This window comes from Candidatus Polarisedimenticolia bacterium (assembly GCA_036004685.1).
In the GTDB taxonomy this organism is placed as follows: domain Bacteria; phylum Acidobacteriota; class Polarisedimenticolia; order Gp22-AA2; family AA152; genus DASYRE01.
In genome coordinates this window covers 90,795-104,965 of sequence record DASYRE010000008.1, presented here as the reverse complement: position 1 = coordinate 104,965, position 14,171 = coordinate 90,795, and the positions used below count along the sequence as shown (strand labels likewise).

Annotated in this window: 14 protein-coding genes and 1 tRNA gene; 6 read left to right on the top strand and 9 right to left on the bottom strand. The window is 62.5% G+C overall.

The genetic code is table 11. The annotated features are described in order from the left end of the window. The first annotated feature begins 237 nt into the window (after nt 1-237). Nucleotides 238-960, top strand: a complete 723-nt coding sequence (locus VGR67_01870) for a DUF4388 domain-containing protein (protein ID HEV8335148.1) — start codon at nt 238-240, stop codon at nt 958-960. Here the strand turns inward: VGR67_01870 and rlmD are convergent. Both rlmD and VGR67_01860 read right to left on the bottom strand, forming a co-directional pair. Continuing rightward, nucleotides 915-2,333 carry a 23S rRNA (uracil(1939)-C(5))-methyltransferase RlmD gene (gene rlmD, locus VGR67_01865; GenBank protein HEV8335147.1) on the bottom strand — a complete coding sequence of 473 codons (1,419 nt, stop codon included), beginning with the start codon at nt 2,331-2,333 and terminating at the stop codon, nt 915-917. The genes VGR67_01870 and rlmD overlap by 46 nt on opposite strands. Further along, the gene (locus VGR67_01860) at nt 2,302-2,520 is read right to left on the bottom strand and encodes a hypothetical protein (protein ID HEV8335146.1); all 219 of its coding nucleotides are present in this window, start codon (nt 2,518-2,520) and stop codon (nt 2,302-2,304) included. The genes rlmD and VGR67_01860 overlap by 32 nt, the downstream gene beginning before the upstream one ends. A gap of 30 nt (nt 2,521-2,550) precedes the next feature. On the opposite strand from VGR67_01860, the gene VGR67_01855 reads away from it, so the two are divergent. Together VGR67_01855 and VGR67_01850 are read left to right on the top strand one after the other, a co-directional pair. Beyond that, a complete protein-coding gene (locus VGR67_01855) occupies nt 2,551-2,895 on the top strand; it encodes a hypothetical protein (protein HEV8335145.1) in 345 nt (114 codons plus the stop codon). Between the two features lie 24 nt (nt 2,896-2,919). Continuing rightward, on the top strand, nt 2,920-3,687 hold the full coding sequence (locus tag VGR67_01850) for an enoyl-ACP reductase (GenBank protein ID HEV8335144.1): 768 nt from the start codon (nt 2,920-2,922) through the stop codon (nt 3,685-3,687). A 357-nt stretch (nt 3,688-4,044) separates the two neighbouring features. Here VGR67_01850 and VGR67_01845 read toward each other — a convergent pair whose 3' ends face one another. Beyond that, entirely contained in the window at nt 4,045-4,761 is a 717-nt protein-coding gene (locus tag VGR67_01845) for a hypothetical protein (protein HEV8335143.1), read from the bottom strand. Between the two features lie 365 nt (nt 4,762-5,126). Here VGR67_01845 and VGR67_01840 point away from each other — a divergent pair, with 365 nt between their 5' ends. Together VGR67_01840 and VGR67_01835 are read left to right on the top strand one after the other, a co-directional pair. Then, the gene (locus VGR67_01840; GenBank protein ID HEV8335142.1) at nt 5,127-6,506 is read left to right on the top strand and encodes a pitrilysin family protein; all 1,380 of its coding nucleotides are present in this window, start codon (nt 5,127-5,129) and stop codon (nt 6,504-6,506) included. Next, entirely contained in the window at nt 6,503-8,056 is a 1,554-nt protein-coding gene (locus VGR67_01835; GenBank protein ID HEV8335141.1) for a pitrilysin family protein, read from the top strand. Before VGR67_01840 ends, VGR67_01835 begins: the two co-directional genes overlap by 4 nt. Before the next feature lie 80 nt (nt 8,057-8,136). Here the strand turns inward: VGR67_01835 and VGR67_01830 are convergent. Continuing rightward, a tRNA-Glu gene (locus VGR67_01830) sits at nt 8,137-8,214 on the bottom strand. 193 nt (nt 8,215-8,407) lie between these two features. Beyond that, nucleotides 8,408-9,613 carry a site-specific integrase gene (locus VGR67_01825; GenBank protein ID HEV8335140.1) on the bottom strand — a complete coding sequence of 402 codons (1,206 nt, stop codon included), beginning with the start codon at nt 9,611-9,613 and terminating at the stop codon, nt 8,408-8,410. Between the two features lie 179 nt (nt 9,614-9,792). On the opposite strand from VGR67_01825, the gene VGR67_01820 reads away from it, so the two are divergent. Continuing rightward, on the top strand, nt 9,793-10,014 hold the full coding sequence (locus VGR67_01820) for a hypothetical protein (GenBank protein ID HEV8335139.1): 222 nt from the start codon (nt 9,793-9,795) through the stop codon (nt 10,012-10,014). 79 nt (nt 10,015-10,093) lie between these two features. Here VGR67_01820 and VGR67_01815 read toward each other — a convergent pair whose 3' ends face one another. The 4 genes from VGR67_01815 to VGR67_01800 all read right to left on the bottom strand — a co-directional run bounded on the left by VGR67_01815 (nt 10,094) and on the right by VGR67_01800 (nt 13,953). Then, nucleotides 10,094-10,663: a hypothetical protein gene (locus VGR67_01815; GenBank protein HEV8335138.1), complete on the bottom strand. Its 570-nt coding sequence runs from the start codon at nt 10,661-10,663 to the stop codon at nt 10,094-10,096. Between the two features lie 194 nt (nt 10,664-10,857). Beyond that, on the bottom strand, nt 10,858-11,361 hold the full coding sequence (locus VGR67_01810; protein ID HEV8335137.1) for a hypothetical protein: 504 nt from the start codon (nt 11,359-11,361) through the stop codon (nt 10,858-10,860). 414 nt (nt 11,362-11,775) lie between these two features. Further along, a complete protein-coding gene (locus tag VGR67_01805; protein HEV8335136.1) occupies nt 11,776-12,603 on the bottom strand; it encodes a DUF5677 domain-containing protein in 828 nt (275 codons plus the stop codon). 699 nt (nt 12,604-13,302) lie between these two features. Continuing rightward, on the bottom strand, nt 13,303-13,953 hold the full coding sequence (locus VGR67_01800) for a S1C family serine protease (protein ID HEV8335135.1): 651 nt from the start codon (nt 13,951-13,953) through the stop codon (nt 13,303-13,305). Nucleotides 13,954-14,171: the final 218 nt, after the last annotated feature.

Below are 14,171 nucleotides of genomic sequence, written 5' to 3'. Positions count from 1 at the left end.
TGTTCAGATATGGTTTACACCATGTTAAAGAGGGACAGGCGATCTGTCAATCCCGCCGCTCCGGCGATCTTCTTCGGGGTCCTACACCTCAAGTGGTTGAACTGTACGGCGGGTGGCTTTTCCCGTCAAGGCCCGGCCTTCCGGTGATGCGGGGCATCTGCAGCGCCGGCGCCATCCGGCGGCGGTTTGACACTCGCGGAGCGAGACCCCTAGAATGACGCGTTTTCGGGGGCCAGGGTGTCCACTCGACCCGTCCTAAGCGGTGATTTGAGCTCGATTTCCCTTTCGGACCTTTTTTCCCTCATTTCCCTATCCAAGAAGACCGGAGCGTTGCGCTGCACGAGGGGGGCCGAGTCCCGGACCGTCCTCTGGGAGCAGGGAGAGATCGTCTTTGCGCGCTCCAACTCGGTGCGTGACAGCCTGGGCTACTTCCTGGTCCGCAGGGGGCTGATCACCGAAGAGCAGAACGCCGAGTCCGCCCGGAGAATCACCCCCGACACCCGTCACGGGAAGGTCCTGGTCCGTCTCGGCTACATCACCACGGAGCAGCTCTGGTGGGCGGTCAAGAACCAGGTCCTCGAGATTGTCTACGGGTTGTTCCACTGGACGAGCGGCTTCTTCGAGTTCCTGGAAGGGAAGGTGGAATCCCGGGAGAAAATCGTCCTGGCGATCTCCACCACGAAGGTGGTCATGGAGGGGATTCGCCGCTTGGACGAGTGGCGGAAGTTCACCACGCGCCTCTCCGATCCGGGCATGTTGCTGGAGGCCGTCCCCGGTAAATCGCCGGGCGGCGGGCGCGAGCACGAGCCGACGCCCGAGGAGAAGAAGGTCCTGGCGCTGTTGAACGGATCCCGGAGCCTCGAAGAGATCGCCAAGCTCTCGGGCCAGGGAGAATTCGAAGCCTATTCCGCGCTCTACGAGGCGCTCCGGCTCGGAGAGATTCGCGAGTGCCCGAGCTGATCTTCCTTCTCCCTCCGAAGCTCCGCCAGACACTCGATCTCCGCCGTCTGAGGAAACAGGTCCCAAGGCACGACGTCGCGGACGCGGAATTCCCCGCCCGACGTGATCTCCTTCAAATCGCGCGCCAGCGTGGCGGGATTACAGGACAGATACAGGATCTGCTCTCGCGCCAGGCCTCCTAAAGCTCGCGCCATGCCCGGAGGCAACCCCGTCCGCGGAGGATCGACCACGACGGTGCCGAACCGTCGCGCCGAAGCGGCCAGATCCTTCACCGCCTGTTCGACCGGCTGCGCCTGAAACACGATCGTCTCCATGCCGTTCGCGCCGCTGTTCTCGCGGGCGGCGGCGACGGCGCACGCGTCGCCTTCCACCGCCAGCAAGGGGCGGCCTGTCGCGCCCAGGAACAACGAGAGGGCGCCGACTCCCGAGTAGAGCTCGAGGATGTCGCCGGCCACGGCCTCGCAGCGGCGCGCCGACTCCCGGAACAGCTGCTCCGCCTGAAGGACGTTCGCCTGAAAGAAGCAGCCGGCGGGAATCCGGTACGTGAACGGCCCCAAGCGCGTTCGAAGGTCATCCTCCCCTGAGAGGAGGGTCCTTTTTCCTTGCCGGCCGCGGCGGATTGGGTCGGCCGACCGCTGCCAGACAACGCCCTCCAGCGGTCCGTCCGCCGCAGTCCATGCCGCCGCGAGCCGGACGATTTCGGCAGCGGGCGCGCTCCGGCCGCGCAGCACGGCGACGGGACGATCCCGATCCCCCGTGTGCAGCTCGATTTGGACGGGACGTGACGCGATCCTCAAGGAGCGAAAATCGGCGAGAAGCCTCCGGTAGGCCCGCTGCAATCCTTCTTCGGGAAGGAGACATCCTTCGACTTCGAGAATTCTCTCCGGCGAGCCGCGCCGGTGCAGCCCGGGTCCGCCATTGGCGATCGGCAGGGCGTAGGTCATCCGGCGCCGGTAGGAATAGGCGGCCGGCCCGGGTCGAATCGCCGCCACGGGGGGGTCGCCGAATCCCCCGATGCGCTCCAGAAGATCGGCGACCTGGCGCTGCTTGGCGACGAGCTGCGCCTCGTATTCGAGGCTCTGGTAGGCGCAGCCGCCGCATTCGGAGAAATGAACGCAGGCCGGCGCGATGCGGCTGGAGGAGGCGGAGAGAATGCGCTCCGCCCGGGCTCGCGCGAAGCTCCGGGAGCGCCGCTCGATCCGGGCGTCGACGATCTCTCCCGGCAGCCCCCCTTCCACCAGAATCACCAGCCCTTCGCGGCGCGCCACTCCATCGCCCCCGAAGGCGAGGGAATCGATGCGCAACGGGAGCCGGTTTCCGGGAGCGGTGGCGCTCGGGAGGCTAGGCTTCTCGCCGGGCCCGCGCAATGCCATGGACGAGGACGACGAGCAGCCAGAGGGTCAGGAAACTCAGGGCTGCGTTGACGAACACCATCTTCTCCAAATCGGATGGGGCGCTCTCGAGGGCGCGAGTATAGCGGCGTGAGCCGGGGTCGTCAACGGAATCGGCCGCCGGGCGCGCCGCCCAAGGGTTGCAATCGCGAAGACCCTGGGCTACCATCCCCCGCGCCTGCCGCCGGAGGAGCTCGGCGTGAGAGTCCGCGAGATAATCCATTGCCAGACCTGCCACCGGGACATTGTGAATCTCTCGGACGGCCTGGTGGTCTGGTCCACGACGAAGGACAAGCCGGGAGTTCCCTCGATCAAAGTGGTGCATCGGGAGCGCTGCGATCCCTGGAAAGGCAAGGCACCCCACTCCCGGTCCCTGCAGGAATTCCAGGATCGCCCCGAGGAGATGCGAAGACTCTGGGCCGGCCTCGTGAAGGAAGGCGGCATCGCGAGCGTCATGGCCTGGGAGGTTCTCGGCCGCATCTACGAAGGGACCACCGAAAAGGAATTCTTCCGGGTCGATGAGACGGCGCCCGCCGGAACCTGAGGCGGCACCGCTCGGGAGGACGCCATGCTCCTTCAAGGCCGACAAGGGCTGATTCTCGGGGTCGCGAACAAGAGGAGCATCGCCTGGGCGATCGCCCAATCGGCCGCTCGTGAGGGGGCGAGGCTCGCCTTCACCTATCAGGGGGATCGGCTCGAGGAAAACGTGCGCGAGCTTGCCGGCTCCCTCAAGGACTCCGTCGTGCTTCCCTGCGACGTCAGCGACGATGCGCAGGTCGAGGAGCTTTTCCGGCGGCTGGAGAAGGATTTCGGCAGGCTCGATTTCCTCGTTCACTGCATCGCGTTCGCGAACCGGGAGGATCTCGAGAACGATTTCGTGAAGACTTCCCGCGAGGGTTTCCGCCTGGCTCACGACGTCAGCGCCTACTCCCTCGTCGCCCTGGTCCGGGCTGCGCTTCCCCTCTTCTCCGGCGAGGGGGGCAGCGTCCTGGCGCTCACCTATCTCGGAAGCGAGCGCGCCATTCCCCGATACAACGTGATGGGCGCCGCCAAGGCCTCGCTGGAAGCCTGCATCCGCTACCTGGCGATGGATCTCGGGCCGCGCAACGTGCGGGTCAACGGCATCTCGGCCGGACCGATAAGCACCCTGGCGGCGCGGGGGATTCCGGGATTCACCGGGATTCTCGAGCAGTATCGGCAGAAAGCGCCGTTGCGGCGGAACATCGAGGCCGCCGAAGTCGGGGACGCGGCCGCCTTCCTCCTGAGCCCTTATGCGCGCGGCATCACCGGCGAAGTGGTTTTCGTCGACGCCGGCTATCATATCTCCGGCCTGTAGCTGTTGAAAATCATGTCAGATGCCGCATTCGGGGCCGGCATCCCGTAAAGTCCGTGCGGAGTGTGGTTTCTTCGATGCGTCACCTTCGAAACCCTGCGAGCGAAATCTGCAAAAATCTCCTTGACGTCATGCGGCTTTGATGCTATTAAGACATATCAAGGAAGACGATTTATTCGCTCGGAAACAGCTCGGTCATATTCACCCTCGTCGGTTCGAGGACTGGCGAGCTTGATCCCTGGGGAGTGGCGCGAAGGCGGTCAGATCATCCACGGATCGGGGAGGCCCCCTCTCCCTCTCCATCCGGCCGCTTAGCGCCGCTTCTCGGGGATCGGAAAAGAACGGCCCCCCCAACCCCCTTCAACCCTTTCCTTCCAGCGCCCAGTGGCTTCGCGCCCAGGGGAGGAACTCGAACCAGTAGGCGTACGCCTTCCAGGCGCCGAACTTCTCATAAAGGCGCAGGATCTGCGCCCGAGTCGGCGTTTTCCCGGCGAACCGGTTCTCCTTGAGATAAAGAAACACCGAGCTGTCGACCGGAATGTCATGAGCCATCCCGCGCATCATCAGGAGGTAGTGACAGGAGGCGGGACCTACCCCGCGGATCGAAAGAAAGAAGCGCTTCAGCTCCTCGTGTCCCAGGCCTCCCTCTTCGGCCGCGAGCCAGGCGGGATCGCCGGACGCCACCCGCCCGCACCATGCCAGGAGGGAGGGGACGCGATAGCCCAGCCGTGAAACCTGCGCGAGGCGCTCCGGCCCGAGGGCGAGAATCTCTTCGGGCGCGGGAAACTCCCGCATCCCGTCTTCGCCGGGCTGCTTCCCGATCGCCGCGATGCGATTCGCGGCGCCCACCGCCTGCCGCCAGGAGATGTTCGTGGCGCAGATCGCCTTGAGAACGTCCTCGAAGACGTTGCCCGCGCTCAGGAACCGGCCGGCTCCGGCCCGGGGCACGTACCTCAGCCGCTTCTCCTTTCGGCAAAGCCGATAGAAAGAGGAGAGATCCAGATCGAGGTTCAGCATCCGGCGCACCCGGGAGGCGAGCAACAGCCGGTCCGCGGCGCCGCGCTCTACCGCGCTCACCGACACCCGTAGAGGACCACTCTTTCCGCCCGGCTGGCCGATTTCAAGAAGGCACGCTCTTCCGCCGGGAAGCGTCTCGGCTCGCCAAAGGACCGATCTCCGCCCTTCCCATCGGAAGGGCGCAAGTTGATGCCATCCGTGGGAGAGAACCGTCTGATCCAGGCTGAATCCGGGCGGGGTCCCGATCGAGAAACGCCTTCGGGGCTGGGGCGACGCGGGGCGCGGATCGTTCCTCAGGGATCACCTCCGCACGACGATACCACGACCCGGAGCGCGTTGACGGGACTGGATCCGGCGGCTAAGATGGCCCGCTTCCGGAGCGCTCCATCTCACCGCTCCGCCTTTCCCAGGGAGGAGGTTTTCGCGTGATTCGAACCCTTTATCCGGCGCTCCTGGCCGCGATTCTGGTGCCCGTGCCGCTGGCGCTACTCGCTTCCCCGCCCGCCGGGGGCGGCTCCCGCGTCTTCGATTATCCGATCCATCAGCAGACCCTGCCGAACGGGCTGAAGGTGGTGGTGGTCCCGTTCGAATCGCCCGGCCTCGTGGCCCACTGGGTGATCGTCCGGGTCGGAAGCCGGAACGAGATCGAGCCCGGCCACTCCGGATTCGCCCATTTCTTCGAGCACATGATGTTCCGGGGGACGGAGAAGATCCCGGCCGATCGATACAATTCCATCCTCAAGGAGATGGGCGCCGACTCGAATGCCTTCACCTCGGACGACCTCACCGCCTATCACATCCTCGCCGGATCGGACGCGCTCCCCCGGATCATGGAGATCGAGAGCGATCGCTTCATGAACCTCCGGTACGGCAAGGAGGCGTTCCAGAAGGAGGCGCGCGCCGTGCTCGGCGAGTACAACAAGAATTTCTCGTTTCCCGAGAGCACGATCGAGGAGAAGCTCTACGACGCCGCCTTCCGAACCCACACCTACAAGCACACGACGATCGGGTTTCTGCGCGATATCGAGGACATGCCCAACCAGTACGACTACTCCCTCACCTTCTACGATCGCTACTACCGCCCGGAGCATTGCATCCTTCTGGTTGTGGGGGATGTCGATCCGGAGAAGACTTTCGCGCTGGCGGCCCAGCACTATGGCCCCTGGAAGCGCGGCAGCTACGAGGTCAAGATCCCTGCCGAGCCGCCGCAGACCGCCGAAAAGAAGGTCTCCATCGCCTGGAAGAACCCGACCCTGCCCTATCTCACCCTCGGCTATCACAGCCCCGCGTTCTCGCCGCGCGACAAGGACATGCCGGCGCTGGATCTGATCACGCAGGTGGCGTTTTCGGAGACCTCGCCGCTCTACAAGAAGCTGGTCATCGACGAGCAGCTCGTGGACGCTCTCTACGGCTCCGCGTCGGATCACCGCGATCCGAACCTCTTCGTGATCGGCGCCCGGGTCAAGGACGAAGCCAAGATCAAGGAGGTCCAGGCCGCCATCGAGGCGACCCTCGAGGACTTGAAGAAGAATCCCGTCGACGCGCGCCGCCTCTCCGACACCAAGAGCCATCTCAAGTACGCCTTCCAGATGCGGCTGAACACGGCCGACTCGGTGGCGGAGACGCTCGCCCACATCCTTCAGCTGACGGGCGATCCCGAGGACTACAACACGCTCTACGCCACGTACGACTCGCTGACCCCCGAGGACATCCAGAAGGCGGCGGTGCGCTACTTCTCCCCCGAGAACCGCACCGTGGTCCTCCTGGCCGCGGAGAAAGGCAAGCCCAAGGAGGTGGGGCGATGAAGAGTCTGCCGCGCCGCAACGCCGGAACGCTGGCTCTCGCCGTGACCTCCGCCCTGATCGCGATGCATTGCTCGGTGGGCGACCGGGGAGCGTCGCCCGGCGGCTCTCCCGCCCCGGGCATCAAGACGACCCTCCTGCCTTCCGCCAATTCTCCGATCGTCTACTTCCGGATTCTCTTCCGCGTCGGCTCGATCGACGACCCCGCCGGGAAGGAAGGCCTGGCGGCCTTGACGGCGCGCATGCTGGGGGAAGGAGGCACCCGCTCCCTCACTTATTCCCAGCTGCTCGAGACCCTCTATCCGATGGCGGCCCGGATCGACGTCCAGGCCGACAAGGAGATGGTGGTGATCTCCGGCCGCTGCCACCGGGATCACCTCGATCGCTATTACCCGCTCCTGCGGGACGTCCTGCTCGATCCCCGGCTCGATTCCCAGGATTTCGAGCGGCTTCGCGACGAGGCCGAGAACTACCTGGTCAACGGCTTGCGCGGCAATGACGACGAGAATCTCGGGAAGTGGACGCTCCAGACCGCTCTGTACAGCGGCCATCCCTACGGTCACGTCGACGCGGGGACGGTCCAGGGGTTGAAATCGATCACCCTCGACGACGTGAAGAAGTTCTACGCGACGCGCTTCACCCGGGAGGCGGTCGACGTCGGACTGGCGGGCGGCTACACGCGTGAGCTGGTGTCCCGGATCACGCACGATTTCGCCGCCAAGCTCGCCTCGGGCAAGGCCGAGCATCCGCCGCTGCCGGCGCCGCGGACGCCGGAGGGGATCGAGCTCGTCGTGGTCAAGAAGCCGTGCATCGCGACGGCGATCTCGGCCGGCTTCCCGACGCGCGTGACGCGCCACGACGACGACTGGTATCCGCTGCTGGTGGCGAATTCCTATCTCGGAGAGCACCGGACCTTCAACGGCGTCTTGATGAACGAGCTGAGGGGCAAGCGGGGGCTGAACTACGGAGACTACTCGTACATCGAGAACTTCATCCAGGACGGCGATTCGACCTTTCCGGTGCCCAACATCCCCCGCCGCCAGCAATACTTCTCGTTCTGGCTCCGGCCGATCCCGCACGCCAACGCGCTGTTCGGCTTGAAAGGGGCTCTCTATCACCTGGACCGGCTCGTCCGGCAAGGGATCTCGGAGGCGGACTTCGAGCAGACGCGCTCGTTCTTGATCACCTACAGCCGCCTGTGGGCCCAGAGCCTGGACCAGCGGCTCGGCTACCGCCAGGATTCCGATTTCTACGGGACGGGCGACTATCTCACGGAAGTGCAGAAGCGCCTCCCGACCCTCACGCGGGATCAGGTGAACGAGGCGGTGCGCAAGCATCTCCGCGCCGACAATCTCGTCGTCGCCGTCGTGACGGAAGACGCCCAGGGCTTCCTGAAGGCGCTGCAGGGGGGAAAGCCGACGCCGATCCGCTACGACACGTCCGGGACGCCGGCCGAGATTCTCGCCGAGGACAAGATCATCGAGAAGTTTCCGGTGAAGCTGAATGCGGAGCGCTCGCGCATCGTGACCTCCGCGGAGCTCTTCGAGCGCTGATCCCGTGGGGCGCCCGAGTCAAAACCTCGAAGAGCGCCGAGGCGCGAGACCGATCGGACTCCGGAGGGCCGGAGGCAGGCTGGCGTCCCCAACGGGATTTGAACCCGTGTTGCCGCCTTGAAAGGGCGGCGTCCTAGGCCAGACTAGACGATGGGGACGTCCGGTTCCGCAGTGCGGGCGAAGATGATAGGGGTTCGCCCACGCTCCTGTCCAGCAAATTCCCCGAGGGGGAGCGAATGGTGAGCCGTGCTGGACTCGAACCAGCGACCCTCTGCTTAAAAGGGCAAAGGTAGATTCGGCAAGCGACTCGAAGAGCGCATCTTACCAGACCGGCCCTTCTTCGTGGGTCACCTAGGCGCCCACTTTCACATCCTGGAGCGGCTCTTTCGGCGGCTCCTTCTTTTCCACCGGCGGCGCGTCCAGAATCCCCGCCAGCCTTTCGTGAGCTCCCGGAAGATACGCGGCGTAGTGCTTCTCGCAGATCGCGACGCTGTTCCCCATCAGCTTGCTGATTTCCAGAACGGAGATGCCGCTCTGCGCCAGCCTGGTCGCCCAGGTGTGGCGAAGTCGGTTCCAGAGGACTCCTCTCTCCTTCGGGACGCCGGCGGCCGCGGCGGCGCCCTCCAGGGCCGAATCGAGCCGGTCCACGTCGAGGGGTGAGCCGTTCGTCTCGTGGAAGAGAAGATCGGTGTCCGTGCGCCGCGGATGGCGATCGAGGAAGGCGCCGAGCCGCTTGCTCAAGGTGAGCGGGACGATCCGGCTCTTCCCCGTCTTTCCCCCCAGGACGTGAATCACGCCGCGGGCCCGGTCGACGTCGCGCCACCTGAGCGCCAGGACCTCCCCCCGCCTCATTCCTGAGTAGAGCGCCCACTCCGCGACATCCCAAGCCCAGGCCGGGCACTTCTCCTCGAGGAGCTTCTCCTGTTCCGGGTAGAGGATTGCGATGCTGCGCTCGGCCGGGTCCTTCGGCTTCTCGACGCGCGCGATCGGGTTCCGACCCGCGAGGCCTCGGCGCTCGGCCCATCGAAAGACGGTCCCCATCGCGATGATCTCCTTGCGCAAGGAGGCCTCCCCCACCTTCCGCCGGCCGGCTCCGACCATCACGATCTCCTCGTTGACCTTTCGCGGGACGCCCTTCGTCCTCTCGCCGCGCCTCGAAGCCAGGTAGCGATCGATCGTGTCAACGGTGATCTCCATGATTGGTTTCTTCCCGAAGAACGCCCGGGCAGGCTTCAGGACGACGCGGTAGTAATCCGACGTCCCCGCGCGGCTCCGGTACTTCTCGAGGAACTCATCGAGAATGGCCTCGAAGGTCCGGACCGTCACACGCCTCCGCGTGAGCTCGACCAGGGCCTTCTCCGGGTCGGCGTAGATCCCCGCGAGCTTCTTCTTCGCCTGCAGGAAGCCCGGGCCGAGGAGGAAATGCCGGCGCCGGCGCTCGCTCTTGATCCAAACCTTCCCGTAGAAAACCTCGGTCCCCTTGGCCGGGCCTCGCGTCGGAGTCCGGCTGTACATGCCGCCGCCGTACCACTTCTTAGGATCTTTTCGATCGCTCATCAGAAGCGTCTCCCATCCGACATGAACTATTCCTTCCCGTCCCGTCCTCCCGGGGCTTCGAATGGATCCCGTCGCCGTACCAGGTCGCTGATTCCGTCATCTTCCCTGCCTCCTCTTCTTCTTGACGCGAACGGCCGGTTCCCGTCAGAATGACCCTGGATTCTGGAGGGAAACGCGAAATGGAGAAGAAGCTGATTGCCGGAGCGGTTGTGTTCGTCCTCGTCGCTGGCACTTACGAGGAGGCCTTGGACGTGAAAGCCGTGCTCCGCGGCCATGTCGCATCCGCCGAGCAGCCGCACACCCACACGGAGACGCCGGACTACCCCGCGTGGCTGTACGGGGACGGGACCGTCGTCGGGTCCACCGCGACCGCATCAGGAATCTCCGGATCGCTACGCTGAGGCCGGGCCGCGCGTCGGCGTCCGGCCGCACATCCCGCCACCGTACCATCGTTTCCCGCGCATCGCTGATCAGATCCAATCACCCAATAATCCCCAGGTTGGAAATGATCGTCTTCCCTGCATGGATCCTGACCTTGATGGTCAAGACCACTTCAGCCGGATCTCTCGCGTCTAAAAGGCGGTCAGTCCTTACGAGGAGACCGGTAATGAAGCGGTCGTCCTCGAGCAGGCAGTAAAAGGGCGTTTCGTCGGAATTGGGCCCGGACGTTATTTCAGCTGCGCTCGGCATTCGGAGCGCATCAAGAAGCGTCTTCAGACGGTTGTCTATGTCTCCCCCGTGACGAACGAGAGAGCCTGGAGGCCCAGGCCTCAACATCAGGATGTCGAGCTCGGCAAGGAGATGCATTCGGTCGTTCACGAGAGGTTGAAAAGTGAATCCGCGAATCGGGATGCTGACCGGCCATTCCCCCGGCGATTTCATAACGCATAATTCGCCGAGATCCCACTGGTCCGGGCGGGCGACCCCTATCAGAGGTTCCTGGCCCCACAGATCCTTCAGCTGAGGGTGAAACGCTTTCCTGATCTCCCACTTGTGACGAAGGTCTCCGTTCGATCTCAGATCACCCCGATAGGTCAGACGGAATTCCACGGCTTACCCCCTCCTTCCCCGCCCTGGACGAGCCGGAACGTCATCGCCTCGGCCTGCTCGTGTTTGATAGGATCAACGGCCTTCGGCTTCATCTCGATTGTTCGGAGACCTCCGCGTGGACCTCTCGGTATTCCTTCCGGCATGACGCAAAATGAATTGCGAATCTCGAGTTCGTTCCATCGCTCGCCGTTTCCTCAATTCCGCCCGGTCTGGTTCGGAGGCTTCGGGCCGTCCCTCGGTTCAATTTCCTCTAGGCTTTTAAGAGTCTCCGCTCGCCTGCACTCCCGTCCCTCTGGATCCTCAGGGATGAGCTCTCTATAAGGCAGACCGATTTCCTGGCCGGCCGCACGCAAAAACTTGCTCCTGTCCTCTTTCATAGACTCCAGCATCTCAAACTTATCCCATAGGCTCTTAGAGCGAAATGCCATCTCGAATCTGCTCACGAGTCTCTGCCAATGCTCCTGAGTGGAAGTCACGAACAGCAGGCAATTCATCTGTCCGACTGCGAGAGCTTCGATATTCGCCTTGCGCTGGGCGCTCTTTAGAGCGTCGAGTTCCCGGTGTTTCTCCTTCAACCGCTCTAGATGCGGCTCCGGGCGAGCCATTCTTACCTCATGGTTGAATTGGCCCCACCCGGCGTCGAAAAGATCCTTGTAGGCTCGGTTTGCCTCTCTGACTGCGTTGAACTGAAACTCCATTACCTTGTTGCGACGCTGATACCACCATGCGACTAGACCCCCAAGGCCGACCGTGAGTAGTGCGGGTGTTACGACACTTGCGGCACAGTGGACCCATTGGCGAACGCAAGGATCTGCAGAACACTGACTATCATTGTTGATGCAGTCGGCCACAGAGATCCCAAATAGCACCAAGGCGATCACGCAGAATCCGATGAGCCATTTCGCAGCCAATCTCTCGCCCTCCGGCATCGCTTAAGCCGCAACCGTCTTCGGAGTCTTGAAGTCCATCACCTTTGTGTCAACGGTCCTGAGCCCGGCGCGAGGCGGCTTCTTTCCGTCCGGCATGACGCAGAACGAATTGCGAATCTCCACGCCGGGGTCCGGCTGTACATCCCGCCGCCGTACCGTCTCTTTGGCCCGATGTACCGCTCATCACTTTTCTTCGCTGCCCCTTGGGGGGCCGGCCATGAAGGCTGTTTCGATTTCCCGGAGCTCGGCACCGATCGAACCGTTCTTGAAAACGCTTCCATTTAGAATAAGCGAGAGCTTGCCCAATAACATGTTTTGATTGGTCTCAAGCTCGAGGAGCCTTGATCGTAGGAGTAGTTCTGTCATCCTGCCATCCTCTGGGATGTCGCGCCATAAGGCTGGATAATCAACTGGATCAAGAGTGTGAAGATTGCGCGATGAGACCCTATAGTAGGCATAGGTATCCGCATTAAATCCAACAGCTTCTGACCGCTTCTCGAAAGAAAGTCCAGTAAAGCCCTTTTTCTTGATTGAGTCGAATTCCGCGACTGTGTAGCGAGAGCGGATTTCGGCCTCGGTTCGCTCAAATTCTTCCTTCTCAACTTTTTCTGGAAGAGGAATGCCGCGGAAGTATTCGGCGTCTCGTGCTCGCCTTACGAGGTCCAAGGACATCCAGTCCACGAAACGACGTGACATCTCTTTCGCATCATTCTGGAGAAAGTAGATTAGATTCACATGCGTCTCTAGCAGCGCTCTCAAGAGGATCCAGCTTTCCTCGATTAGATCTTGCTCCTTCAGGAGTTCAATGGCCCTGAACGTCTTGACCGCCTTTCGGTAGAGCGAAACAATGATTCTCCCATTGACTGTCGAACTCATAGGTTCGGCGTGCAGAGCTTCCTCGAGCGCAATGCTGGCCTTCATCAGGCGTCTGTTTAGTCGACGGACATATTCGATGGCTTCGTAGTTCAACCCCCTTTCCGTCACAAACTCATGCCATTCTTTATCGTCCATCAGCTTCCTTCCCGCCCCGGACGATCCGGAACGTAACTGCCTCCAGCGTCAAGCGGCCCGCTCGCGTGTGATAGATTCTTCATCGGCGATCGTCCGGAAGCTTCCGCGGACCCCTCGGAATTCCCTCGGGCATGACATAGAACGAATCGTGAATCGCAACCAAGCGTCCACGCGTCGGCGTCCGCCTGTACATCTCGCATCCGTACAGTGTTGTTGGGTCCCTTTCGGTCGTTCAAGATGAGTCACCCCCTGATCCTGGATCTCGATGGGGGTCTTCGTCTTTCATGGACCCAGATATCATTTCATCAAGCTCTTGCTTGAATTCTTCCTGTTCCTGCCTGAATCTTGCCCGCTTAAGTTCGGAGAATTCACCTTCTCGCAAAATAGCCTGCGTAATCCGGACGCTACTCTCTTCTATCGCGCGTCGCACTGCCGATAGACCCTCGCGTAGGCCCTCTTGGAGTGCACTATCATGCGAATCGACCTTGCTTTCGATATCCGCGAGACGAGTCAATAAGGAATGGAAATCCCAGACGATAACGGTAACCATGACGAGAAGCACTAGCAAGATCCAGGTTGTCATTTTGGAATCCTCGAACCTCCTTGTCTTGCATTACCAACGGACTCGATCTCTAGAAGGGCATTCCGAGCCCCGACGTCCAGCGATGCAGCCAAATCCAATTCCTATAGCGGCGCAGTTCATAACCTCACGCACGAGTGTTCCACTGCTTCCTTGCATTCCTTCTCGTCGCTGAACGTGTTCCCGCGGAGATCCTCCTCAAAAAGTACCAGCCGTCCCTTCCAGCGCCCGATCGTCCGCTTCCCACCCTGACCCTCCAGAAGGATGTCCGCGCAAGTCGGAACCATGGCGGCGCACTTCTCCTTGCACTCCGGATTCGCCAATGGGTCGCCGGGCGGCACCGCAACGTGTGAGAGCGCTGGAAGATGAACCGTCGTGCCGCGCGACACTTCCTCATCTCTGGCTGGCCCGACAATAGCGACGACTTCCTGAGCTGCACCGCTCCGCTGGAACCGAATGATGACCGGATCGCCCGGTTCGAGATCGCGGAGCTCGTCTCGAATGTCGACGACGTTCCCCTCGCCCGCGACGGCGATTATGCGGTCTTCAGCTTTGAGTCCCGCGGCTTCGGCAGGGCTCCCGGGGAAGATTTTCCGGATGACCAGGCGCTTACACACGGTCACTCCGAGCCAAGTCCGTTGGGTGGCAGCCGCTCCTTCCACCTGCAGCATAGCCAGGAAAACAACCGACAGAAAAAGTGGCGTGATCCGGAATCGGTCGAGGCCGGGCTGGCGCCGCATGGGCCTGCTCCTTCCCTCGCGAATGCTCATCTAGCCTTCTTCCTCGCGCGAATGCGAGGCTTATCCCATAGCGGCGATCGGCATGAGGCACAGCGCTTAGGTTTCCGCTGAATCCTCGGAAACCAAGTATGACCGCATCGTTTGCACCGGAGAGTTGGTAACCGCATTGGCAATCCCCCGACAAACTATCTCACAAGTGAGTAATAGTCAAGATGTACCGCGGCGCCACGCGAAAGGTTATCAAGATC

Excerpts from the sequence above, each read along its gene's own strand:
- rlmD (HEV8335147.1), bottom strand. The coding sequence starts at position 2,333 with ATGGCATTGCGCGGGCCCGGCGAGAAGCCTAGCCTCCCGAGCGCCACC.
- VGR67_01860 (HEV8335146.1), bottom strand. The coding sequence starts at position 2,520 with ATGGTAGCCCAGGGTCTTCGCGATTGCAACCCTTGGGCGGCGCGCCCG.
- VGR67_01850 (HEV8335144.1), top strand. The coding sequence starts at position 2,920 with ATGCTCCTTCAAGGCCGACAAGGGCTGATTCTCGGGGTCGCGAACAAG.
- VGR67_01835 (HEV8335141.1), top strand. The coding sequence starts at position 6,503 with ATGAAGAGTCTGCCGCGCCGCAACGCCGGAACGCTGGCTCTCGCCGTG.
- VGR67_01825 (HEV8335140.1), bottom strand. The coding sequence starts at position 9,613 with ATGAGCGATCGAAAAGATCCTAAGAAGTGGTACGGCGGCGGCATGTAC.
- VGR67_01820 (HEV8335139.1), top strand. The coding sequence starts at position 9,793 with ATGGAGAAGAAGCTGATTGCCGGAGCGGTTGTGTTCGTCCTCGTCGCT.
- VGR67_01810 (HEV8335137.1), bottom strand. The coding sequence starts at position 11,361 with ATGGAGTTTCAGTTCAACGCAGTCAGAGAGGCAAACCGAGCCTACAAG.
- VGR67_01805 (HEV8335136.1), bottom strand. The coding sequence starts at position 12,603 with ATGGACGATAAAGAATGGCATGAGTTTGTGACGGAAAGGGGGTTGAAC.
- VGR67_01800 (HEV8335135.1), bottom strand. The coding sequence starts at position 13,953 with ATGAGCATTCGCGAGGGAAGGAGCAGGCCCATGCGGCGCCAGCCCGGC.